General features: G+C 70.7%; 21 protein-coding genes. 15 read left to right on the top strand and 6 right to left on the bottom strand.

Annotation, left to right across the window (positions count from 1 at the left end):
• Nucleotides 1-150 precede the first annotated feature (150 nt).
• Nucleotides 151-840, bottom strand: a complete 690-nt coding sequence (locus tag OG811_RS04040; protein ID WP_406072227.1) for a PadR family transcriptional regulator — start codon at nucleotides 838-840, stop codon at nucleotides 151-153.
• A 171-nt stretch (nucleotides 841-1,011) separates the two neighbouring features.
• Between OG811_RS04040 and nadD the strand changes: the two genes are divergently transcribed.
• From nadD to OG811_RS04000, 8 genes are all read left to right on the top strand, one after another.
• Complete coding sequence (gene nadD / locus OG811_RS04035; RefSeq protein WP_124817466.1) at nucleotides 1,012-1,608, top strand: nicotinate-nucleotide adenylyltransferase; 597 nt, start codon at nucleotides 1,012-1,014, stop codon at nucleotides 1,606-1,608.
• A gap of 110 nt (nucleotides 1,609-1,718) precedes the next feature.
• Nucleotides 1,719-2,126, top strand: coding sequence for a ribosome silencing factor (rsfS, locus tag OG811_RS04030; protein WP_406072225.1), 408 nt, complete (start codon nucleotides 1,719-1,721; stop codon nucleotides 2,124-2,126).
• The gene (locus tag OG811_RS04025) at nucleotides 2,123-2,782 is read left to right on the top strand and encodes a histidine phosphatase family protein (protein WP_406072224.1); all 660 of its coding nucleotides are present in this window, start codon (nucleotides 2,123-2,125) and stop codon (nucleotides 2,780-2,782) included. Before rsfS ends, OG811_RS04025 begins: the two co-directional genes overlap by 4 nt.
• A 48-nt stretch (nucleotides 2,783-2,830) precedes the next feature.
• A complete protein-coding gene (locus OG811_RS04020; RefSeq protein ID WP_406072222.1) occupies nucleotides 2,831-3,685 on the top strand; it encodes a DegV family protein in 855 nt (284 codons plus the stop codon).
• 232 nt (nucleotides 3,686-3,917) lie between these two features.
• Nucleotides 3,918-4,742 carry a helix-hairpin-helix domain-containing protein gene (locus OG811_RS04015; protein WP_406072220.1) on the top strand — a complete coding sequence of 275 codons (825 nt, stop codon included), beginning with the start codon at nucleotides 3,918-3,920 and terminating at the stop codon, nucleotides 4,740-4,742.
• Nucleotides 4,739-7,135 carry a ComEC/Rec2 family competence protein gene (locus tag OG811_RS04010; RefSeq protein ID WP_406072218.1) on the top strand — a complete coding sequence of 799 codons (2,397 nt, stop codon included), beginning with the start codon at nucleotides 4,739-4,741 and terminating at the stop codon, nucleotides 7,133-7,135. Before OG811_RS04015 ends, OG811_RS04010 begins: the two co-directional genes overlap by 4 nt.
• 255 nt (nucleotides 7,136-7,390) lie before the next feature.
• The gene (holA, locus tag OG811_RS04005; RefSeq protein ID WP_406075502.1) at nucleotides 7,391-8,371 is read left to right on the top strand and encodes a DNA polymerase III subunit delta; all 981 of its coding nucleotides are present in this window, start codon (nucleotides 7,391-7,393) and stop codon (nucleotides 8,369-8,371) included.
• Nucleotides 8,368-8,790 carry a hypothetical protein gene (locus OG811_RS04000; RefSeq protein ID WP_406072216.1) on the top strand — a complete coding sequence of 141 codons (423 nt, stop codon included), beginning with the start codon at nucleotides 8,368-8,370 and terminating at the stop codon, nucleotides 8,788-8,790. Before holA ends, OG811_RS04000 begins: the two co-directional genes overlap by 4 nt.
• A 107-nt stretch (nucleotides 8,791-8,897) precedes the next feature.
• Here OG811_RS04000 and rpsT read toward each other — a convergent pair whose 3' ends face one another.
• A complete protein-coding gene (gene rpsT, locus OG811_RS03995) occupies nucleotides 8,898-9,164 on the bottom strand; it encodes a 30S ribosomal protein S20 (protein ID WP_109818418.1) in 267 nt (88 codons plus the stop codon).
• A 173-nt stretch (nucleotides 9,165-9,337) separates the two neighbouring features.
• Nucleotides 9,338-10,324 (bottom strand): phosphotransferase family protein, encoded by a 987-nt coding sequence (locus tag OG811_RS03990; protein ID WP_406072215.1) that lies wholly within the window; start codon nucleotides 10,322-10,324, stop codon nucleotides 9,338-9,340.
• 62 nt (nucleotides 10,325-10,386) lie between these two features.
• Between OG811_RS03990 and OG811_RS03985 the strand changes: the two genes are divergently transcribed.
• The 7 genes from OG811_RS03985 (at nucleotide 10,387) to OG811_RS03955 (ending at nucleotide 17,631) form a co-directional block, all read left to right on the top strand.
• Nucleotides 10,387-10,923 (top strand): DUF4240 domain-containing protein, encoded by a 537-nt coding sequence (locus OG811_RS03985; RefSeq protein ID WP_406072213.1) that lies wholly within the window; start codon nucleotides 10,387-10,389, stop codon nucleotides 10,921-10,923.
• A 116-nt stretch (nucleotides 10,924-11,039) separates the two neighbouring features.
• Nucleotides 11,040-12,920, top strand: a complete 1,881-nt coding sequence (lepA, locus tag OG811_RS03980) for a translation elongation factor 4 (RefSeq protein WP_406072211.1) — start codon at nucleotides 11,040-11,042, stop codon at nucleotides 12,918-12,920.
• A 494-nt stretch (nucleotides 12,921-13,414) separates the two neighbouring features.
• Nucleotides 13,415-13,699, top strand: a complete 285-nt coding sequence (locus tag OG811_RS03975) for a GlsB/YeaQ/YmgE family stress response membrane protein (protein WP_406075500.1) — start codon at nucleotides 13,415-13,417, stop codon at nucleotides 13,697-13,699.
• A gap of 318 nt (nucleotides 13,700-14,017) precedes the next feature.
• The gene (locus tag OG811_RS03970) at nucleotides 14,018-14,302 is read left to right on the top strand and encodes a GlsB/YeaQ/YmgE family stress response membrane protein (protein ID WP_406072209.1); all 285 of its coding nucleotides are present in this window, start codon (nucleotides 14,018-14,020) and stop codon (nucleotides 14,300-14,302) included.
• Nucleotides 14,303-14,534: 232 nt separating this feature from the next.
• Nucleotides 14,535-15,821 (top strand): sugar ABC transporter substrate-binding protein, encoded by a 1,287-nt coding sequence (locus OG811_RS03965; protein WP_406072207.1) that lies wholly within the window; start codon nucleotides 14,535-14,537, stop codon nucleotides 15,819-15,821.
• The gene (locus OG811_RS03960) at nucleotides 15,818-16,804 is read left to right on the top strand and encodes a carbohydrate ABC transporter permease (protein ID WP_406072206.1); all 987 of its coding nucleotides are present in this window, start codon (nucleotides 15,818-15,820) and stop codon (nucleotides 16,802-16,804) included. The genes OG811_RS03965 and OG811_RS03960 overlap by 4 nt, the downstream gene beginning before the upstream one ends.
• Entirely contained in the window at nucleotides 16,801-17,631 is an 831-nt protein-coding gene (locus OG811_RS03955) for a carbohydrate ABC transporter permease (RefSeq protein WP_406072204.1), read from the top strand. The genes OG811_RS03960 and OG811_RS03955 overlap by 4 nt, the downstream gene beginning before the upstream one ends.
• Before the next feature lie 89 nt (nucleotides 17,632-17,720).
• Here OG811_RS03955 and OG811_RS03950 read toward each other — a convergent pair whose 3' ends face one another.
• The 3 genes from OG811_RS03950 to OG811_RS03940 form a co-directional block, all read right to left on the bottom strand.
• A complete protein-coding gene (locus OG811_RS03950) occupies nucleotides 17,721-18,623 on the bottom strand; it encodes a phytanoyl-CoA dioxygenase family protein (protein WP_406072202.1) in 903 nt (300 codons plus the stop codon).
• A 222-nt stretch (nucleotides 18,624-18,845) separates the two neighbouring features.
• Nucleotides 18,846-19,706, bottom strand: coding sequence for a hypothetical protein (locus OG811_RS03945; RefSeq protein WP_406072200.1), 861 nt, complete (start codon nucleotides 19,704-19,706; stop codon nucleotides 18,846-18,848).
• A 272-nt stretch (nucleotides 19,707-19,978) separates the two neighbouring features.
• Nucleotides 19,979-20,767: an enoyl-CoA hydratase-related protein gene (locus OG811_RS03940; protein WP_406072198.1), complete on the bottom strand. Its 789-nt coding sequence runs from the start codon at nucleotides 20,765-20,767 to the stop codon at nucleotides 19,979-19,981.
• Nucleotides 20,768-20,779 lie beyond the last annotated feature (12 nt).

Here is a 20,779-nt window from a genome sequence, read left to right as displayed (position 1 = left end):
CGGCGCGCGGACCTGGTGTGGTCGGCGCGCGGACCTGGGAGGGAGCCCGGTTATCCTCGTGGTTGCCGCTTCGGGCCGGGTGCCTTCCCAGGCGTCGGTTCGGGGTCAGGGCCCCGGTGAGGTGTTGGCGCACCTCGCCGGGGCCGTTCTTCAGCCGATGGTGTCGGCTCTCCGGCTTCTGCTGTCGGGGTTGGCCTCCGGGCTGCTGCTTCTGGCGGCCAACTCGGTCAGCTCGGCCGGCATCTCGCCGGTCTCGTGGAAGGTCCGCCAGGTGTCCAACCCGGGGTAGCTGCCCGAGGTCAGCTCGGCGAGCAGTGCCCGCAGCCAGGCCGCCTCCGCGTCCCGCATGGCGAGGTCGTACTCCGACTCCACCAGGAACAGCCGCGGTATCTCCCGCAGGTGCGCGTCGAGCACCTCGCGGTCCTGGCGGATCGCGGCCTCCAGCAGATCGAGCCGCTGCCGCAGCAGGTCGGTGGCCTCGTCGGGATGCAGCGCGGCAAGCACTGACAAGCCGGCCCGGAAGCGGGGCTGCTCCGCCATCGGGGTGGAGACCAGCTCGCGGGCCCAGTCGACCAGCTCCGCCCGCCCCGCGTCGGTGATCCGGTAGACGGTGCGTTCCGGGCGTCGGCCCTCCCGCACACTCTCCACCGCCTCGATCAGGTGGTGTTTGTCCAGGTTGCCGATCACCGTGTAGAAGGACCCCCACTTGAACTCCATGTCCTGGTCCTTGCCCCAGGCACGTAGTGCGGTGGCGATCTCGTACGGGTGCATCGGTCGCTGGACCAGGGCGGACAGCACGGCCAGCGCCAGCAGGTTGCCGACCTTGCGCCGCTTCGGCACGACGACCCCCTTCGCTCGTCGACGTTTACTCGTTGACGAATATACGCCGACGGGCGGGGTGCCGCGACCCCTGCCGTCCGCCGGGTCCGCTGACGACGCATCCGGAGGGGGTGACGAACGGCGGTGCCGGGCCGGGACGGTCGGCCGCGACGCCCGGCCTACGATCACTGGGTGGAGGAAGATATCCGGCGGATCGGGATCATGGGTGGCACCTTCGACCCGATCCACCACGGGCACCTCGTCGCGGCCAGCGAAGTGGCCGACCGGTTCGGCCTGGACGAGGTGGTGTTCGTCCCCACCGGGCAGCCGTGGCAGAAGGCCGACGAGCCGGTCAGCCCGGCCGAGGACCGCTACCTGATGACGGTGATCGCCACGGCCTCCAACCCCCGCTTCCAGGTCAGCCGGGTCGACATCGACCGCAGTGGGCCGACCTACACCGTCGACACCCTGCGCGACCTCCAGGCTGAGTACGGCCCCAAGGTGCAGCTGTTCTTCATCACCGGCGCGGACGCCCTGCAACGCATCCTGTCGTGGAAGGATCTGGACGAGATCTTCGAGCTGGCCCACTTCGTCGGCGTGACCCGGCCCGGCTTCCCGCTGACCGACAAGCACCTTCCGGCGGACACCGTCAGCCTGATCCAGGTGCCCGCGATGTCCATCTCGTCGACCGACTGCCGTGCGCGGGTCGCCCGGGGCGAGCCAGTCTGGTATTTGGTGCCCGACGGTGTGGTGCAGTACATCGCCAAGCGGAGCCTCTATCAACGCTGACCGCGCCCGATATGGGGCGATTTGTGCGTTCAACCGACCGGAACTGCACGGCCGGGGTGTCGCCGGGTATGAGACGCTTGGAGGACCGCACGCTTGATCGAAGGAGAACGGTGACAGTTTCCGAACGCGCTCACGAGCTGGCTATCGCGGCCGCCCAGGCCGCCGCCGACAAGAAGGCGCAGGACATCGCGATCATCGACGTCGGCGACCAGCTCGCCATCACCGACGCGTTCGTGCTTGCCGCTGCCCCCAACGAGCGTCAGGTGCTGGCCATCGTCGACGCCATCGAGGAGAGCCTGCTGGAGCTCCCGGAGAAGGCCAAGCCGGTCCGGCGCGAGGGTGAGCGTGGTGGTCGCTGGGTGCTGCTCGACTACGTCGACATCGTGGTGCACGTCCAGCACACCGAGGAGCGCGAGTTCTACGGGCTCGACCGCCTCTGGAAGGACTGCCCCACCATCCCGTTCCTCGACCGCGACCTGGTCGAGGCCGACGCCAGCGGGTCCGCCGCCGCCGAATGACCCGACTGATCGTCTGGCGGCATGGCAACACCGACTGGAACGCCGCCAACCGCGTCCAGGGGCAGACCGACGTACCCCTCAACGAGCTGGGGCGCGACCAGGCCCGCGCCGCCGCACCGCTGCTCGCGGCGCTGCGGCCCGACGCCATTGTGGCCAGCGACCTGAGCCGCGCCGCGGAGACCGCCGCCGCGCTCGCCGCGCTGACGGGGCTTCCGGTACGCACCGACGCCCGGCTGCGCGAGCGGCACTTCGGCCAGTGGCAGGGTCTGCACCTCACGGAGGTCGCCGAGCGCTTCCCCGAGGAGTACGCCCGTTGGCGGGCCGGCGACCCCGATCCGGGCGCGGATCTGGAGCCCCTGCACGACCTCGGCGAGCGGGTCGGCGCCGCGCTGCGGGACGCAGCCGACGCGGCACCGGGCGGCACCGTGGTGATCGCCACCCACGGCGGCGGTTCCCGCCAGGGCATCGGTCACCTGCTCGGCTGGGACGCCGGCGTGCTGCGCACCATCGGTTCCCTGGCCAACTGCCACTGGAGCGAGCTACGGCACGACGACCGGGCGCCGGCTGTCGGGCGTCCGCAGGACGTCCGTGGCTGGCAGTTGCGGGCGCACAACGTCGGCCTGATCACCGCCCCGGTGGTCGTCGACGCGATCTGAGCGCTTCCGCCTCGGCGGTGGGGGCCTCGATCGGCTAGCGTGCCGGGCATGCCCGTCGCGGTTGTCATCGACTCCACCGCCTACCTCCCGCCCGAGCTGGTGCAGGCGCACCGGCTGACCGTCGTCCCGTTGACCGTCGTGCTCAACGGGGCGGAAGGGCTGGAGGGGGTGGAGACCCAGCCGGCGGACGCCACCCTGGCGCTGAGTGCCCGCCGGGTCACGGCGACCACCTCCCGCCCAGCACCCGAACAGTTCGCCCGGGCGTACCGCCAACTGCTCGACGCCGGCGCCGAGGGGATCGTCTCGGTGCACCTCTCCGCCGCTCTGTCCGGCACGGTCGAGGCCGCCCGCCTGGCCGCCGCCGACCTGAACGGCCGGGTGGAGGTCGTGGACAGCCGCTCGACCGGCATGGGGCTGGGCTTTCCCGCCATCGCCGCCGCCACCGCCGCCGAGGCCGGCACCGACCTTGCCGGTGTACGCGACGCGGCGCTCGCCGCCGTCGCCCGCACCACCGTCTGGTTCTACGTCGACACGCTGGAGTTCCTCCGCCGGGGCGGCCGGATCAACGCGGCCGAGGCGCTGTTCGGCACCGCCCTGTCCGTCAAGCCGATCATGCACATGCCGGACGGGGCGATCGTGCTGCGCGAAAAGGTCCGCACCGCCAGCCGGGGAGTGTCCCGGCTGGTCGACCTGGCCGTCGAGGCTGCCGGGGACGACGATGTGGATCTCGGGGTGCACCACCTGGCCGCGCCGCAGCGGGCCGAGGCGCTGCTCGCCGCAATCACCCAGCGGCTCGGTGACCGGCTGCACGACACGTACGTCTCCGAGGCGGGCGCGGTCGTCGCCGCGCACGCCGGCCCGGGTCTGGCCTGCGTGGTCGTCCACCGCCGACTCAAGGGCTGAACAGTGCCCACGTCCTGCGTGGTGACCGGGGCGGTCGCGGTGTCGGCCGGGCCGCGGCTGGTCGCGACCGGTGCCACCGTCGTCGTGTTGGAGCGCGACGCGGACGCGGCCGACGGGCCGTTTTTCTTAGCAGATCACGGCATGATCAGGGCGTTGTCCACAGTGGCGAGGGTTGTCCACAGGGCGGTGCCGCCACACCCCACCGTCCCGACCGTCGCCATAGCGTCGGGCTGTGTCGCACGACGAGGAGACAGAGGTACGCCAGCGCCTGCGCCGGCTGACGGAGCCGGCGGTGGGTGTGCCGCCACCTACGGCAGGGGCGCTGCTCGTGGGCGTGCCTCCGGTTGGCGCGCTGCCGCCCCGGGAAGGGGTGCCGCTCACCGAGCCGGGCGCGGGCCTACCCGTTGCAGCGGAAGGCAGCGCGGCCTCGCGGCTGCCCGGGCCTGGGGCGTTTGACCCCGGGCGGCGCGGCGTACGGGCGCTGGCGGTCGTCGCCGTGGTGGTCGTGGTGGTCGCCGCGGGTTGGGCCTGGCGGTCCCGGCCGCACGCGGAGCCGGTCGCCCCGCTGGCCAGCGCGGCAACGCCGGCCGCCTCGGCGGGTGAGTCCAGCTCGCCTGGCGGGGGAGAGCTGGTGGTGGCGGTCGCGGGCAAGGTGCGCCGGCCCGGGCTGGTGCGATTGCCGGCCGGGGCCCGGCTCGCCGACGCGGTGCAGGCGGCCGGCGGCGCGCTGCCCGGGGTCGACGTGGCACTGCTCAACCCTGCCCGCAAGGTCACCGACGGTGAGCTGATCGTGGTTGGGGTGACGCCGCCGCCGGTGCCGGGCGGTGCGGTCGGACCGGCGGCGGGTGGGGTGGCACCCGCCGCCGGTCCGCTGAATCTCAATACCGCCACGCTGGCGCAGCTCGACGCGCTGCCCGGGGTCGGGCCGGTGCTCGCCCAACGGATCCTCACCCACCGGGATCAGCACGGCGGGTTCAAGTCCGTTGGCGACCTGCGCCAGGTCGACGGGATCGGCGACGCGCGCTACGAGCAGCTCAAGGACCTGGTGACGGTGTGAGCAGGTCCGCTGTTTCGCCGCCGGACGCCCGAGCGGAGCCCGCACCGCCGGATCTGCGGCTCGCCGGGCTGGCCGTGGCCGCCTGGCTCACGGCGCTCGCCGGCCTGCATCTCGGCAGCCGCCCGCTCCTGTTGGTGGCCGGAGCGGCGGCCATCCTGACGGCATGCAACGCCCTGCACCTGCTGGGCCACCTCGGTCGTCCTCGGGCCGCTGCCCGCCGTTACGGCTGGATCGCCGTCGCGGTCGGCCTCGGCGTGGTCTGCGGCGGCGCGGCCACCGCCGCTCGGCTCGCCGTCCGGGACGCACCGCCGATCCGTGCCCTGGCCGAGCAGCGCGCACCGGTCACCGCCGACCTGATCGTTCGGGACGATCCGCGCCCGATCCGTTCCGCCGGGCGGCCGGGCATGCTGCTGGTGTCGACCGAGCTGGTCCGGCTCAGCGGCCCGGACGGCCGGCGGGTCCGGGCACCGGTGCGGCTGCTGACCCTGGCCACCGATCCGGCCTGGCGCGGACTGTTGCCGGGACAGCGCGTCACCGCCGACGGCCGACTCGGCGTACCGCGCGGAGGTGACCTCACCGCAGCGGTGCTCAGCACCACCGGCCCACCCGTGCGGCACGGCGTGCCCTCCTGGGCGCAGCGCGCCGCCGGGACGCTGCGTACCGGGCTGCAACGGGCCTGCGGGCCACTTCCCGACGAGCCGGGTGGCCTGCTCCCCGGGCTGGTGGTGGGCGACACCAGTCGGCTGCCACCCGAAGTCGAGGAAGACTTCCGGGCCACCGGAATGACACACCTCAATGCTGTTTCCGGATCGAATGTCGCAATTGTGGTAGGTGCGGTGCTGCTGCTGGCCCGGTGGGCGCGCGCCGGCCCGTGGCTCGCCGCCGGACTCTGCGGGTTGGCGCTGATCGGGTTCGTCATCCTGGTCCGCCCGTCCCCGAGCGTCGTACGGGCCGCCACGATGGGAGCGATCGGGCTCGCCGCGCTGGCTGCCGGCCGCCCCCGGGCCGCGCTGCCCGCGTTGGCTGCCGCCATCACCGTGCTGGTGCTGGCCGATCCGGAGCTGGCCGGCGATCCCGGCTTCGCGCTGTCCGTCATGGCCACCGGCGGTCTGTTACTGCTCGCACCCCGTTGGCGGGACGGGCTGCGGCGGCGGGGCGTACCGGCCGGGCTGGCCGAGGCGTTGGCCGTGCCGGCGGCTGCGCAACTGGCCTGCGGGCCGGTCGTCGCGGGCATCTCCGGCACGGTCAGCCTGGTGGCTGTGCCGGCCAACCTGCTGGCGGTGCCGGCCATCGCACCGGCGACCGTGCTGGGCGTGGCTGCGGCCGTGGTGTCCCCGATCTGGCCGGCCGGTGCCGAGTTCGCCGCGTGGCTGGCGAGCTGGCCGGCCTGGTGGCTGGTGGTCATCGCCCAGCAGGGCGCTCGACTGCCGGCTGGCAATCTGCCCTGGCCGGGCGGGGTGTTGGGGGCCCTGCTGCTTGCCGGGCTGACCGTGGCGCTGCTGATCGCGGTGCGACGACCACTCGTACGTCGGCTGGTGGCGGTGGTTGGTGTCGGCGCGCTGCTGGGCTCCCTCCCGGTCCGGCTGATTGCTTCCGGCTGGCCACCCTCCGGCTGGGTGGTGGTGGCCTGCGCGGTGGGCCAGGGCGACGCCCTGGTGCTGCCGGTCGCCCCGGGCCGGGCGGTGGTCGTGGACGCCGGGCCGGAGCCGACGGCGGTGGACGGGTGCCTACGTCGGCTCGGCGTCCGGGAGGTGCCGCTGCTGGTGATCAGCCATTTTCACGCGGACCACGTGGGCGGGGTCGCCGGGGTGTTCCGGGGGCGGCGGGTGGGCGCAGTGCTGACGCCGCCATCGACGGACCCGGAGAGCGGCCGGGATCTGGTCCGGGCAGCGGCGACCGGCGGGCGGGCCGCGCTGCTGACCACCGTGGCCGGTGCTCGCCATCCAGTGGGCGGGATCGACCTGCTGGTGCTCGGCCCGCCGTACCCGCTGGCCGGGACCAGGTCCGACCCGAACAACAACTCGCTGGTGCTGCTCGCCACGGTGGCCGGGGTGCGGATCCTGCTGTCGGGGGACGCGGAGACCGAGGAGCAGCACGCGATGTTGGCGCGGGCGGCACCGGGGCAGCTACGAGCGGATGTGTTGAAGGTCGCCCACCACGGTTCGGCGTATCAGGACCCGGGCTTCCTCGACGTGGTGAGGCCGGCCGTCGCGCTGGTGCCGGTGGGCACCGGTAACAGCTACGGGCACCCAAATCCGGGGCTGCTCGCCCGGCTGACCAGGGGAGGAGCGCGGGTGCTGCGCACCGACACCGATGGCGACGTGGCGGCGATCCGGGCCGGCGGCGGCCTGGCCGTGGTCCGTCGAGGGGTCCCACCGGGCCGATCACCCTGAACGACTCGGGATCGTTGACCTCGGGGTGTCAGCGGCGGTCATACCCCGAATTCGCTTATCGCGGGTGGATCAAGCGAGGGGTCTTCGTGAACCGGTCGGCCGGACGCCGAGCCAGGCTCACGTCGGGCCCTATTAGTTGGGCGACTCGCGGATTAAATGGCGAACTGGGACTAATGTCTGGATTTGCACTGAGTGCGGGCTGCGCCGACCAAGCAGCGAATGAGCAGGCACGATCCCGCCGTGGGCCGTGCGAATATGGGCGGCGTGACCCCCGCCAGCCTCGCCCCCATTCTGCTCGTCCTCGGTGACGAGGAGCTGCTCGCCACGCGCGCGGTCACCGAAGCTGTCGCGAAGGTCCGCAGCGTCGACCCCGAGGTGGACGTCCGCGAATACCAGGCGAGTGCGCTCACCGTCGGCGAGATCGCCGAGATGCTCAGCCCCTCGCTGTTCGGCGGGCGTCGCCTGTTGATCCTGCGCTCCGGTCAGGACGCCCGCAAAGATCTGGTCGCCGCGCTGGTGGCGTACGCGAAGAACCCCGACCCTGAGGTCCAGTTGCTGGTGCTGCACCTGGGTGGGGCCAAGGGCAAGGCGTTCGCGGACGGGCTGCGGACGGCCGGCGCGACGGTGGTCCCGGCGGCCAAGCTCAAGGGGCACCGCGACCGGGTGGCCTTCGTTCGTGACGAGATCCGCCGAGCCGGCGGCAAGTGCACCGACGACGCCGCCGAGGCGCTGATCGCCGCGGTCGGTAACGACCTGCGCGAGCTGGCCGCCGCCTGTTCCCAACTGATCGCCGACACCGACGGGCGGATCAGCGCCGACACGGTGAGCCGTTACTACCGGGGTCGGGTCGAGGTGTCCGGCTTCACGGTGGCGGACGCCACCATGGTCGGCGACGTGCCGGCGGCGCTGGAGGCGCTGCGCTGGGCCCTGCACGTCGGGGTCGACCCGGTGCCCATCGCCGACGCCCTGGCCGACGGGGTGCGCACGGTGGCCCGGGTGGCGTCGGCCGGGCGGGGTAACCCCTACCAGCTCGCCAGCAGCCTCGGCATGCCCGCCTGGAAGATCGAACGGGCGCAGCGACAGGGGCGCGGCTGGACGCCGGAGGGCCTGGTTCGAGCCATGCAGGTCGCCGCCGAGTGCAACGCGGCCGTCAAGGGTGGCTCCGACGACCGGGCGTACGCCCTGGAGCGCGCGGTCTTCTCGGTCGCGGCGGCCCGGCAGGGCAGCACCAGGTGACGGGAGCGAACCGCCCAGCGTGGGCCACCATCCCCGTCGCCGAGGAGCGTTTCCGACCGCTCTACGCCCGGCTCCTCGGCCTGCGGTTCGTCAACCCCGGCGGCGTGCTGTGCTTCCTCTTCTTCGAGGGCACCATCGCCCTGGCGGTGCTGCTCGCCCTCGCCGAGCTGGTCACCTGGTGGGCGGTGCTGGTGCTGCCCGCCGTGGTCGCGGCGATGGTCAAGCTCAACGACATGGTGGCCGCGATCGTGGTCCGTTCCGCCGCGCTCGTACCCGAGCAGGAACGGGACCGTTTTCGCCGGCAGATGGAACCGGCGGTCGGCCGAGCCCAGGTGGAGTGGATCTCGCACAGCGTCACCGGCGTGGTGATCACCGCCGATCCGGTGCCACCCGCCCGCCGCGCCGACCCATCGGACTGAGCGCCGAGGCTGGCGGACATCGCTGCGCAGCTGCCGTCAGCCTGCGGGCACACGGAAGCCCCGGACCGAGGTCCGGGGCTTTCCGAATCAGTCTGACGATGTAGTCGTCAGGCGGAGAGCGCCACCACGCGCTTCGCGATCGCGGACTTGCGGTTCGCGGCCTGGTTGGAGTGGATCACGCCCTTGCTGACGGCCTTGTCCAGCTTGCGCGAGGCGTCCTGCATGAGCGCGGTGGCCTTCTCGACGTCACCGGCCTCAGCAGCCTCGTTGAACTTCCGGACGGCGGTCTTCAGCGACGACTTGACCGACTTGTTGCGCAGCCGGGCCTTCTCGTTCTGCCGGTTGCGCTTGATCTGGGACTTGATGTTCGCCACGCGACAGCCTCGTCTTGATAGCTCGGGTTGGTCAGCTTATGCGCGGCATGACGAACATGCGTCATCGCTGCGCGAAGAGCCAGGTTACCAGGTCGCCCGGGACGAGCCAAAACGGCTCGGCCTTCGCGCGGACGGACCCGGCCCGTCGGGACCCAGATTACGCCCTCGGCCGGTCACCGCCAGCCCTGGCGGCGGGCCAGCCAGTCGAGCGCCTGCTCGCCGCTCCATCGCTGGTGGGCGGGCAGGTGCGGCGAGGCTGTCGCCGGTGCTGCGGCAGCGCCGGTGAGGTAGTAGCCAGCCAACGCCGCCAGGGTCGCGTCCAGCGCGTCCGGGGGTGCGCCCGTGGTCGCCGGGTGCGCGGTGAAGAGCCGGTCCGCGTCCAGCCCGCTGGCGTACGCGGTGAGCAGCAGGCCCGCCAGGTCGAACCAGGCCGGCCCGGAGCAGACCCAGGTCCAGTCGCAGAACCAGGCTCGGCCGTCCGCATCGATCAGCACGTTGTCGACCCGCAGGTCACCGTGGATCAGGCTGGTCGCCCCGGCGGCGTACCGGGGGAGGCGGGACTCCAGCGCCACCAACTCGGGGAGCCGGCCCCGTGCCGGCGCGGGCAGCGGTGGGGTCGGCTCGCGACCGGCGGCGACCTCCTCCCACCAGAGGATGTCCGACCGGGCCAGGTCGGCCAGGTGCGGCAGGCCGAGGGCGGTCAACTCGGCGGGCGGCTCGGCCAGGGCGGCGGCGACCTCCGCGTACCCGGCGAGGGTGGCGTTCAACTCGACGGGCACCCAGGGCAGGCGTGGGGTGTGGCCGTCGACGGCGTCGGTGCAGAGCACGAACCAGCCAGCCTCGTACAGGGTCCACCGGGGGCGGGGCGCCGGCAGGTTGGCCGGCAGCCGATCGAGGATCGCGGCCTCTCGGGCGTACCAGTCGACCAGGTGCGGTTGCTCGGCGGCGGGTGCCGCCTTGACGAAGGCCCGACCACCGTCGGCGGTGCCGAGCACGGCGGCGAACCCCCGGGTGAAGCCCGCGCCCGCGACCCGGGCGGTGACCACCGGCGCGCCGAGCCGTTCGGCGACCGCGGCCCGCAGCGCCGCCGGTAACGCCGACCACGACGGGCGTAGCGCGCTCGCGTGGTAGGGCACCGGCGGCAGCGTGGGAGGAGACACCCCACCATGCTGCCCCGGGGGTACGTGCGCGACGCACGGCGACACTGCCAGACTGCCAGGCCATGAGGACCGACGACTTCTGGCAGCTGATCGACGAGGCTCGGGCCGGCGGCGGGGGAGAGCCCGGCCCGGTCGCCGCGCGGGCCGTCGCGCTGCTCGCCGAGCGCGACCCGGAGGACATCGTCGGGTACGCCCGGCACCAGACGCGAGTGCTGGCCGCCTCGCACAAGGCGGATCTGTGGGGTGCGGCGTACCTGATCAACGGTGGCGCCTCGGCGGACGGCTTCGAACACTTCCGGGGCTGGTTGATGACCCAGGGCCGGGCGGTCTTCGCCCGAGCGGTCACCGAACCGGACTCGCTGGCCGATTTGCCCCAGGTGCGGGCGGCCTCGCTCAGCGGCGAGGAGTTCTCCGCCGAGCAGATGCTGTCGGTGCCCTGGGACGCGTACCGCAAGGCCACCGCGACCGAACTGCCGGCGGACCGCGACCCGGTTCGTACGCCGGACCTCAACGACTTCTGGGACTTCGACGACGAGGAGGAGGCGCGTCGTCGGCTGCCCCGGCTGGCCGCGCTCTTCGTCGAGCCGCCGGTAGAGTGAGAGGTCCTCGGGCCGATCCGTCGCCCGCGCAGCGGACGCACCCCGGCGGCGTGGGAACATAGAGGGGGTCGGCGGCGCGCCGGCCTGTTCACGTCAGCCGACCAGAACGGACCGCTGTGCCACCGAAGCTCGATCCCGGCGCGAATGCTCCTGGTGCCACCGACCCTGGTCGCCTCCGGAACTTCGGCATCATCGCTCACATCGACCACGGGAAGTCGACCCTGGCCGACCGGATGCTGCAGCTCACCGGTGTGGTCGACCCCCGGCAGATGCGCGCCCAGTATCTGGACCGGATGGACATCGAGCGCGAGCGCGGCATCACCATCAAGAGCCAGGCCGTCCGCATGCCGTGGACCATCCGCGAGGGTGAGCGGACCGGCGAGCAAGCGGTGCTCAACATGATCGACACTCCGGGGCACGTCGACTTCACCTACGAGGTGTCCCGGTCGCTGGCCGCCTGCGAGGGCGCCGTGCTGCTGGTCGACGCCGCGCAGGGCATCGAGGCGCAGACCCTGGCCAACCTCTACCTGGCGCTCGAGAACGACCTGCGCATCATCCCGGTGCTCAACAAGATCGACCTGCCGGCCGCCCAGCCGGAGAAGTACGCCGAGGAGTTGGCCCACCTGATCGGCGGCGACCCCGCCGACTGCATCCGGGTCTCCGGCAAGACCGGCGAAGGCGTCCCGTACCTGCTCGACGAGATCGTCCGACAGTTCATCCCGCCGGTCGGCGACGCCGAGTCGCCCGCCCGGGCGATGATCTTCGATTCGGTGTACGACGTCTACCGGGGCGTCGTCACGTACGTCCGGGTCATCGACGGCCGGATCAGCGCCCGGGACCGGATCAAGATGATGTCCACCGGGGCCGTGCACGAGCTGCTGGAGATCGGCGTCATCTCGCCCGAGATGGTGAAGGCCGAGGCGCTCGGCGTCGGCGAGGTCGGCTACCTGATCACCGGTGTGAAGGACGTCCGGCAGTCCCGGGTCGGTGACACGGTCACCATCAACAGCCGGCCGGCGGCCGAGGCGTTGGGTGGCTACAAGGACCCGCAGCCGATGGTCTACTCCGGCCTCTACCCGATCGACGGGTCCGACTACCCCAACCTGCGTGAGGCTCTGGACAAGCTCAAGCTCAACGACGCCGCTCTGGACTACGAGCCGGAGACCTCCGGTGCGCTCGGCTTCGGCTTCCGTTGCGGCTTCCTCGGCCTGCTCCACCTGGAGATCATCCGGGAGAGGCTGGAGCGGGAGTACAACCTCGACCTGATCTCCACCGCGCCGAACGTCGTCTACCGGGCGATCACGGACGACGGCGAGGAGATCGTCGTGACGAACCCGAGCGAGTACCCCACCGGCAAGATCGCCGAGGTGTACGAGCCGGTGGTCCGGGCCACCGTGTTGACGCCCAACGACTACGTGGGCGCGGTGATGGAGCTCTGCCAGGGCCGGCGCGGCAGCCTGCTGGGCATGGAATACCTCTCCGCCGACCGGGTCGAGCTGCGCTACAGCCTGCCCCTCGCAGAGATCATCTACGACTTCTTCGACCAGTTGAAGAGCCGTACCAAGGGCTACGCCTCGCTCGACTACGAGACCTCCGGCGAGCAGGCGTCCGACCTGGTGAAGGTGGACATCCTGCTGCACGGCGAGGCGGTGGACGCGTTCAGCGCCATCGTGCACAAGGACAAGGCGTACAACTATGGCGTCACCATCGCCGCCAAGCTGCGCGCCCTGATCCCGCGCCAGCAGTTCGAGGTGCCGATCCAGGCGGCCATCGGCAGCCGCGTCATCGCCCGGGAGACCATTCGGGCGATCCGCAAGGACGTGCTCGCCAAGTGCTACGGCGGCGACATCAGCCGTAAGCGCAAGCTGCTGGAGAAGCAGAAGGAAGGCAAGAAGCGGATGAAGATGGTGGGCCGGGTCGAGGTGCCGCAGGAGGCCTTCATCGCCGCCCTCTCCTCCGACTCCTCCACGGACGGCAAGGCCGCCGGAAAGAAGTAGCCCCGCTGGCGTCCGGCCCCGCCGGGGCCCGGCCAGGATCCGCGCAGTTTCGGGGAAAGTGCTGCCTGGAGTCGTGTTGAGGCAGCAGTTCCCCTGAAGTTGCGCGGATCTTGCGCGTGTCAGCGGGGCGGGTTTCGGCCTGCCTTGTCTTGGCCTGCTGACCCCGGCCTGCTGACCCCGGCCTGCGTGTCGCGGCGTGCCCCGTCCGGTCCACGAACCCCTCGTGGTTGCCGGCTGGGTGCTGGCCTGCGGTGGCGCAACCGTGTGGGGCGGGAGAATTTTTCTGGCGCTGTCGTGGGGCGGACGGGTCGACGAGATGGGCTCCCACCTGCGTGGATGTGCTCCCGCGCCAACCGACGCACCCGTTAGCCATTGACGCTAGGCGTTGTCCTTTGAGGTGAGTCGGTTTGGTTTTTCTGCCGGCCGGGCACTTAGCGGTCACGACAGGAAAGCACACACATCGTGTGTCAGACATTCTTTGAAGGAGGGTGGCCGTGGAGCTCACCGTGTGGGGCATCATCACTGCGATCGTTGTTGGTCTGATCGTCGGCGCGCTCGGCCGCCTGGTTGTTCCGGGCCGGCAGAACATGCCGATCTGGCTGCACATGCTGATCGGTATCGGCGCGGCCCTGCTGGGCACCGTGCTGGCGCGGGCCATCGGCATCGCGACCGAGACGAGTGGCGTCGACTGGGGCGAGTTGCTGGTTCAGGTTGTGCTGGCGGCGATCGCGGTCGCGCTGGTGGCCGGCGTGGGTGGCCGCCGCCGCGTCACCCGGTAACACCGAGCACCAACCCCCGTACCACCGCGACACCTCGATGGGGCGCCCGGCCGACAGGTCGGGCGCCCCATCGGCGTTCCTCTTTGGATTGCGGGCCGGCCGCCGGCCCGGTTCGTCGGCCCGACGTCGGAAACCGCCCTGATCAACTCGGCTCGGCGGCTCGGCGGCTCGGCGGCCGGTGGTACATGTGCTTGTTGACTAAGTCGTGACCGTTTGGTGGGCGGAGTCGGTTTGGATTCCCGTTGGGTCGGGCACATAGCGGTCACGACAGGAAAGCACACACATCGTGTGTCAGACATTCTTTGAAGGAGGGTGGCCGTGGAGCTCACCGTGTGGGGCATCATCACTGCGATCGTTGTTGGTCTGATCGTCGGCGCGCTCGGCCGCCTGGTTGTTCCGGGCCGGCAGAACATGCCGATCTGGCTGCACATGCTGATCGGTATCGGCGCGGCCCTGCTGGGCACCGTGCTGGCGCGGGCCATCGGCATCGCGACCGAGACGAGCGGCGTCGACTGGGGCGAGTTGCTGGTTCAGGTTGTGCTGGCGGCGATCGCGGTCGCGCTGGTGGCCGGCGTGGGTGGCCGCCGCGGCGTCACCCGATAACGACCCGGCAGCACCTGGCAAGACAGCACTATTGAAAGAGCGCCCGGCCCTCGGCCGGGCGCTCTTTCGGGTCGAAGTGCCCAACTTCGGCCCGACGCCACGACGCCGTCCGTCGGGGCTCTGCGGTACGGTCGCCACGCTTCGGCCAGTTCCGCCCACTGTCGTAAAGGAATTCTCCGTACTAGGGTGCGGCGGAGAAGGTTAGTTCCAGGCGGCGCGAGGGAGAAGTGGCGTGAACAGGTGGAAGCGGTTGGCCCCGGTCACCGCCATGGTGGCCTCGGCCGCGATGGTGCTGACCGGCTGTGGGGGCTCCGGCGACGATGCGGCGGACGACAGCAAGCTCACGGTCTGGATGATGGGTGAGGGCGGCGAGGCGCAGAACACCTTCCTCGACGGGGTCGAGACCGAGTTCCGCCAGAAGCACCCCGACACCGACGTGGTTGTGCAGTACATTCCCTGGCTCGAGGCGCCCAAGAAGTTCCAGGCCGCGCTCGCCGGTGGTGAGGGACCGGACATCACCGAGCTGGGCAACACCGAGACTCAGGGCTGGGCGGCCCAGGAGGCGCTCGCCGACGTGAGCACTCGGATGGGCGGCTGGACCGACGGCAAGGCCCTGCTGCCCGACCTGGTGCGCAACGCGCAGCTCGACGGCAAGCAGTACGGCGTGCCCTGGTATGCCGGTGTGCGCGCGGTCTACTACCGCACCGACTGGTTCGCCGAGGCCGGGGTGCAGCCGCCGAAGACCTGGGACGACCTGGTCACCGTGGCCAAGACCGTGCAGGCGAAGAAGAAGGGCACCTACGGCATCGCCCTGCCGGGCAACTCCGAGCTGCCCTTCTACTCCTTCCTCTGGGGTGCCGGCGGCGAGATCGCCAGCAACCAGGGCGGCACCTGGAAGTCCGGCTACACCACGCCTGAGGCGCAGCGGGCCGTCAAGTTCTGGACCGACCTGGTGACCGTGCACAAGGTGGCCCCGCCGGCGGCGGCGGGCTGGAACGAGGTCGACGCCCGCACCCAGTTCGCCACCGGCAAGGCCGCGATGGCCTTCGCCGGCAGCTGGCAGCAGGGTGCCATGAAGAAGGACAACCCCGAGATCGAGAAGGTCTGGGGTACGTTCCCGATCCCCGGCCCGGACGGCAAGGCGGCACCGGGTTTCGCGGGCGGCTCGGACGTGGCGATCTGGAAGGACAGTAAGCGCCAGGACCTGGCCTGGGACTACCTGACCGTGCTGCTGAACAAGAAGAACGCGCAGAGCTTCGCGAGCAGCCTCGGTTTCTTTCCGGTCTACCAGGATCTGGTCGCCGGCGACACGTACGCCAACGACAAGGTGATGGCGGCGTTTGCCACCACCATGCAGAACACCAAGCTCACGCCGCTAACCCCGAAGTGGGTGGAGGTCAGCCGGACCAAGACGGTGACCCAGGCGATGAACAGCTCGGTCATGAAGGGTCAGAAGACGGTCGAGAAGGCCACCGCCGATGCGGCCGGTGAGATGGAAGGCATTTTGAACAGCAAGTGACCTTACTGACAGAAGCCTCAGAGACGGCCGCCGCGCGGGAGACCCCCGTGCGGCGGCGTCGCCGGGTGGACCGCTTGCCCTACCTGCTGCTCCTGCCCGCACTGCTGATCATTGGGGTGCTGCTGCTCTGGCCGCTCGGCCAGGTGGTGGTGATGTCCTTCTACCGGCTCAACAACGTTCGGCAACTGCGCGGCGACCGGGAGTGGCCGTGGGTGGGGCTGAGCAACTACGCCGACATCCTCTCCGATCCGTTCTTCCTGACCGTGTTGCGCAACACGGTTCTGTTCGCCGCAGCCAACGTGCTGCTCACGATGGTCCTCGGCACCCTGGTTGGGCTGCTGCTCAACCGGCTCGGCAGCAGGATGGCGACCTTCGTGGCCAGTTGCGTGATGCTCGCCTGGGCTACGCCGGCGCTGACCGGCACCATCGTCTGGAAGTGGATCTTCGACGATACGAGCGGCCTCGTCACGTGGCTGTTCAACGCGCTGCCGGACGGGCTCTCCGACAGTCTGTTCGGCCGTAGCGACTGGACCGGCTACGGCTGGTTCAACTCGCCACTGCTCTTCTTCGCCATCCTCACCCTGGTGGTGGTCTGGCACTCGTTCCCGTTCATCGCGGTGAGCGTGCTCGCCGGTCTCAAGAGCGTGCCGAGCGAGCTGCACGAGGCGGCCCGGGTGGACGGCGCCAGCCCCTGGCGGGTCTTCTGGAAGATCACTTTCCCGTTGCTGCGCCCGGTCTTCGGGATCCTGATCGTGCTCTCCACCATCTGGGACTTCAAGGTCTTCACCCAGCAGTTCGTGTTGGCCGGCGGCACGCAGGACCGGCCGACGTTCATGCTCGCCATCTACTCGTACGCCGAAGCTTTCTCTCCACCGCCGAAGTACGGACTCGGCGCGGCCATCGCCGTGATCCTCACGCTGATCCTGCTCGTGGTCACCGGCTTCTACGTACGGATGGTGCTCAGGCAGGAGGACGAGTCGTGAAGAAGGTCGCCCTCAATGTCGCCGGGCTGCTGGTCGCGCTGTTCGCGGCGTTCCCGGTCTACTGGATGATCTCCACCTCGCTGAAGCCGAGCAACGAGATCTTCTCGGCCACCCCGCAGCCGGTGCCGACCCATCCGACGCTGGCGCACTACCGGGAGATCCTGACCGGCAACCTGATCCCCGGCGTGAGCTTCTTCGACTTCTTCCTCAACAGCGCGCTGGTTGCGGTCTCCACGGTGGTGCTCAGCGGCCTGGTCGCTCTGCTCGCCGCGACCGCGGTGGCCCGGTTCCGGTTCCGGCTGCGGGCCAGCTTCCTGATCATGCTGCTCGTGGTGCAGATGATTCCGTTGGAGGCGTTGGTCATCCCGCTGTTCCTGATGATCCAGCGGCTGGGGCTCTACAACACCCTGCCCAGCCTGATCCTCACGTACCTGGGCTTCTCGCTGCCGTTCGCGATCTGGATGCTGCGCGGCTTCGTCGCCGCGGTGCCCAAGGAGTTGGAGGAGGCGGCGGCCATCGACGGGGCCAGCCGGGCCCAGACCTTCCGCCGGGTCCTCTTTCCGCTGGTCGCACCCGGCCTGGTGGCTACCAGCATCTTCTCCTTCATCACGGCGTGGAACGAACTGATCTTCGCGTTGACGTTCATCAACGACCAGGGGAGTTACACGCTGCCGGTGGCGATGACCTTCTTCTTCGGTCGGGACGACACCAACTGGGGGCCGGTGATGGCCGCGTCCACTCTGTTCACTCTGCCGGTCATCATCTTCTTCCTGCTGGTGCAGCGCCGGATGGTCTCCGGCCTGGTGGCCGGCGCCGTCAAGGGCTGAACCGCAGGTGGTGGACCGGCCCCGGGAATACGGGGAGGGGCCCCCTGCCATGGCCGAAAGGCGATGACAAGGGGCCCCTCCTCATGTCGTCAGCGGAGCCAGGGGACGCTGCGGTCGAGCAGGCCGCGCTCCTTGAGCTCCTTGCGCAGCGGGATCTCGTCGTCGACGTACCCGTCCCAGTTGATGCCCCAGTAGTTGGCGGTGTGGGTGCCCTCACCGATCAGCTGGCGCTGCACCGGGGTGCGGTTGCGGTACCACTCGCCGTTCACGTCGGGGTGCAGCTCGTCCAGCGGACGGATCCACCGGTAGGTGTAGCCGACGAAGAGCATCTTGCGGGTGATGGCCGACAGGTTCGTCGACCGCGAGTGCCACTGCCGGCGGTCGAAGATGAAGGCGTCGCCCGGCTTGGCGGTGATCTCCACCGTGCCCTCCGGGTCCGGGTTGTGCACGCTGAGGTCCTTCGGCCGGGGCAGCGAGTTCCACAGGTGGCTGCCCGGGATGACCTTGGTGGCGCCGCGGCCGGTCTCGGAGAGATCCGACAGGACGTACGCGACCTTCAGCGAGAACATCGGCCGGGGCAGGTTCGGGTCCATCGTCTCCGGGTCGGAGTTCTGCCGGTACCCGTCCTGGTGCCAACCCCAGTACGGCTTCTCCGGCTCAAGTGCCGGAGGGGTGACGTCCAGGTGGTTGTGGTGGGTGTAGATGTTCCAACCGGCCAGCCCCCACATGTACGGGAAGGCGATCGGGTGGGTCAGCAGCTCGCCGAAGAGCTCGTCGCGCTCCAGGAAGCCCAGCAGGTGCAGGGTGCCGTCCTTCTTGGTGGTGCCCTTTGCCTGCTCCTCCGCGTAGACGCGGTCGACCGCCGCCTCCAGCGCCGCCCGGTGGTCCTCCGTCAGGACGTTGCGCAGCAGGAGGAAGCCCTGCTCGTGGAACTCCTTGCGGTCAGTGTCGCTGATCGGTTCGTAACCGGTCCGGTCGCCGTAATCGAACACCGCGTCGTACCCCTCCCCATGAGGTGAAACCTTTTTCTGGCACAGGCCGCCGATCGTAACGCGGTAGCCGTGGCATCGGGGAAGGCGTGTTGCGCGAGCTGGTCTCAGTGGGACCCGGTGCAGCGAGGACGATGCGTAGAGTGATGCCCCCGTGATCAATAGGGGTCGTTGCGGTATTTTGTCCGATTGTGCGTTTACTGCCGGTTAAGAGATCCGGGTCGGTCAGCCCTCGTTGAACACCTCGGCCACCACCTGGCCGGCGGGGCTCTGCTGGCCGGCGACCCGCTCCCAGGTGCCGCCCCGGGCGGTCCACTCCAGGTCGCCGAAGCTGACGCGCTTCACCCCGTGGTCCTGGGCGTGTGAAACCAGCCAGTGCGCGTACCGCCAGCCGTCGCGCTGGTCGCCGGGAGTCACCGCCAGCCCGGTGGGGTCCGTCGGGTCGGTGCCCTTCAACCCCCAGTCCAACACCAGGTTGCGGGTCAGCTGCGCGGCCGCCGCCGCACCGTGCATCACCGGGGTACGCCCCACCGTGCAGGCGACCGCGCCGGTGGCGTCGCCGAGCAGGGCCCGGCTGAGGACCTCGGAGTCGTCGGCCCACTTCTGGTAGGCCTCGGGGAAGGCCGAGCGCTGCACCCGCTGGGCGGCGTCGGTGACGCGCATCTCCTCCCAGCCGCGCACCTTCTTGAGCGCCGCGTAGAACCGGTTGGAGGCGTAGCGCGGGTCACGGATCTGCGCCGGGGTGCCCCAGCCCTGGCTCGGTCGCTGCTGGAACAGGCCGACCGAGTCGCGGTCGCCGTCGGCGAGGTTGCGCAGCCCGGACTCCTGGTACGCGGTGGCCAGTGCGACCACCACGGCCCGCTCGGGCATTCCGCGCTTCGCGCCGATCGCCGCGATCGTTGCCGCGTTGGCCATCTGATCGGCGTCCAGCGCGACCCGGCCGTCGGCCTGCACGGTGCACTTCCGGGCTGTCAACGGCAGCTGGAGGCGGTCACCGACCTGCCGTACGACGAGCCAGATCGCGATCACGGCGACGAGGATGAGCACGACTCCACCCGCCACAGCTGCCCGAGTTCGCACCCACACCCCCAGATCGACAGTCCGACAAGCGTACGTCCCCGCCTGCGCTCTCCGGGTCGTCCGAGCGATTCGGGTCCGGGTTGGCCGGTTCGGGGGCGGCTGCGTTGTCGCGTACCGGTTGGCGACGTTCCCGCTCCGGTCGTGATCTCACCTGCCGGGTCGCCGTCGCCCTGTCGCCCGCCCTGGTTGAGACCCCGCACGTCCGCTATCCGGACAGCGAGTGTTGCGCCGGTTGAAGCAGAGCAGAGGGCCACGAACAGCAACGCCTACCCGGAGGCTCAGACGTCGAGAGCGGCCACCCATCGCGCCGGCCGCTTCTCCCGGAACGCCGTGACCCCCTCGCGCCCCTCGTCGGACAGGAAGTAGCCGGTCGAGAGGGCGGACAGCCGGGCCAGGTCGCCACGCAGCTCGGCAGTGCCCGGCCGGCGCAGCAACTCCTTCGCGCCGGCCAACGCGCCGGGCGCGCCCCGTACCAGTGAGCCGCAGTACCGCTGCACCGCCGCGTCCAGCTCGTCCGCCGGCACGGAGGCGGTGACCAGGCCGATCTCAGCGGCCCGCCGCCCATCGAAAATGTCCCCGGTGAGGTACAGCTCGGCGGCGGCGCGCGGGTGCAGGCGGGGCAGCACGGTCGCCGAGATCACCGCCGGGATCACCCCGATCCGCACCTCGGTGAACGCGAACGTCGCCTGATCGGCGCAGATCGCAAGGTCGGCGGCGGCGATCAGACCCAGCCCACCGGCCCGCGCCGGCCCGGCCACCCGGGCCAGCACCGGCTTCGGGCACTCCCAGAGCGCGGCGAGCACGTCGCCCAGCATCCCGGCCGGCACCGTCCCGCTGGCGTACGCGGCTGCGGTCTCCTTCAGGTCCGCACCCGAGCAGAAGACCGGGCCCCGGTGGTCGAGCACGATCACCCGGACCGCGTCGTCGGCGACCGCGTCGGCCAGCCCGGCCAGCAGCTGGGTCATCAGGCCGGTGGAGAGCGCGTTGCGGTTGTGTGGGCTGTCCAGGGTGAGCGTGGTCACCCCACGGGCCGTGGCGACCCGCACGAGGACGTCGGGAGAGGTCATGCCGGGCACACT

Origin of the sequence: Micromonospora sp. NBC_01638, assembly GCF_045209745.1 — a bacterium.
Taxonomy (GTDB): Bacteria; Actinomycetota; Actinomycetes; order Mycobacteriales; family Micromonosporaceae; genus Micromonospora.
The sequence above is the reverse complement of the archived record's forward strand: the minus strand, read 5'-3'. Positions and strand labels throughout refer to the sequence as shown.

Coding starts and splice junctions, on each gene's coding strand:
- OG811_RS04025 (WP_406072224.1), top strand. CDS start 2,123: ATGACCCGACTGATCGTCTGGCGGCATGGCAACACCGACTGGAACGCC.
- OG811_RS03940 (WP_406072198.1), bottom strand. CDS start 20,767: ATGACCTCTCCCGACGTCCTCGTGCGGGTCGCCACGGCCCGTGGGGTG.
- OG811_RS03985 (WP_406072213.1), top strand. CDS start 10,387: ATGAGGACCGACGACTTCTGGCAGCTGATCGACGAGGCTCGGGCCGGC.
- OG811_RS04020 (WP_406072222.1), top strand. CDS start 2,831: ATGCCCGTCGCGGTTGTCATCGACTCCACCGCCTACCTCCCGCCCGAG.
- holA (WP_406075502.1), top strand. CDS start 7,391: ATGGGCGGCGTGACCCCCGCCAGCCTCGCCCCCATTCTGCTCGTCCTC.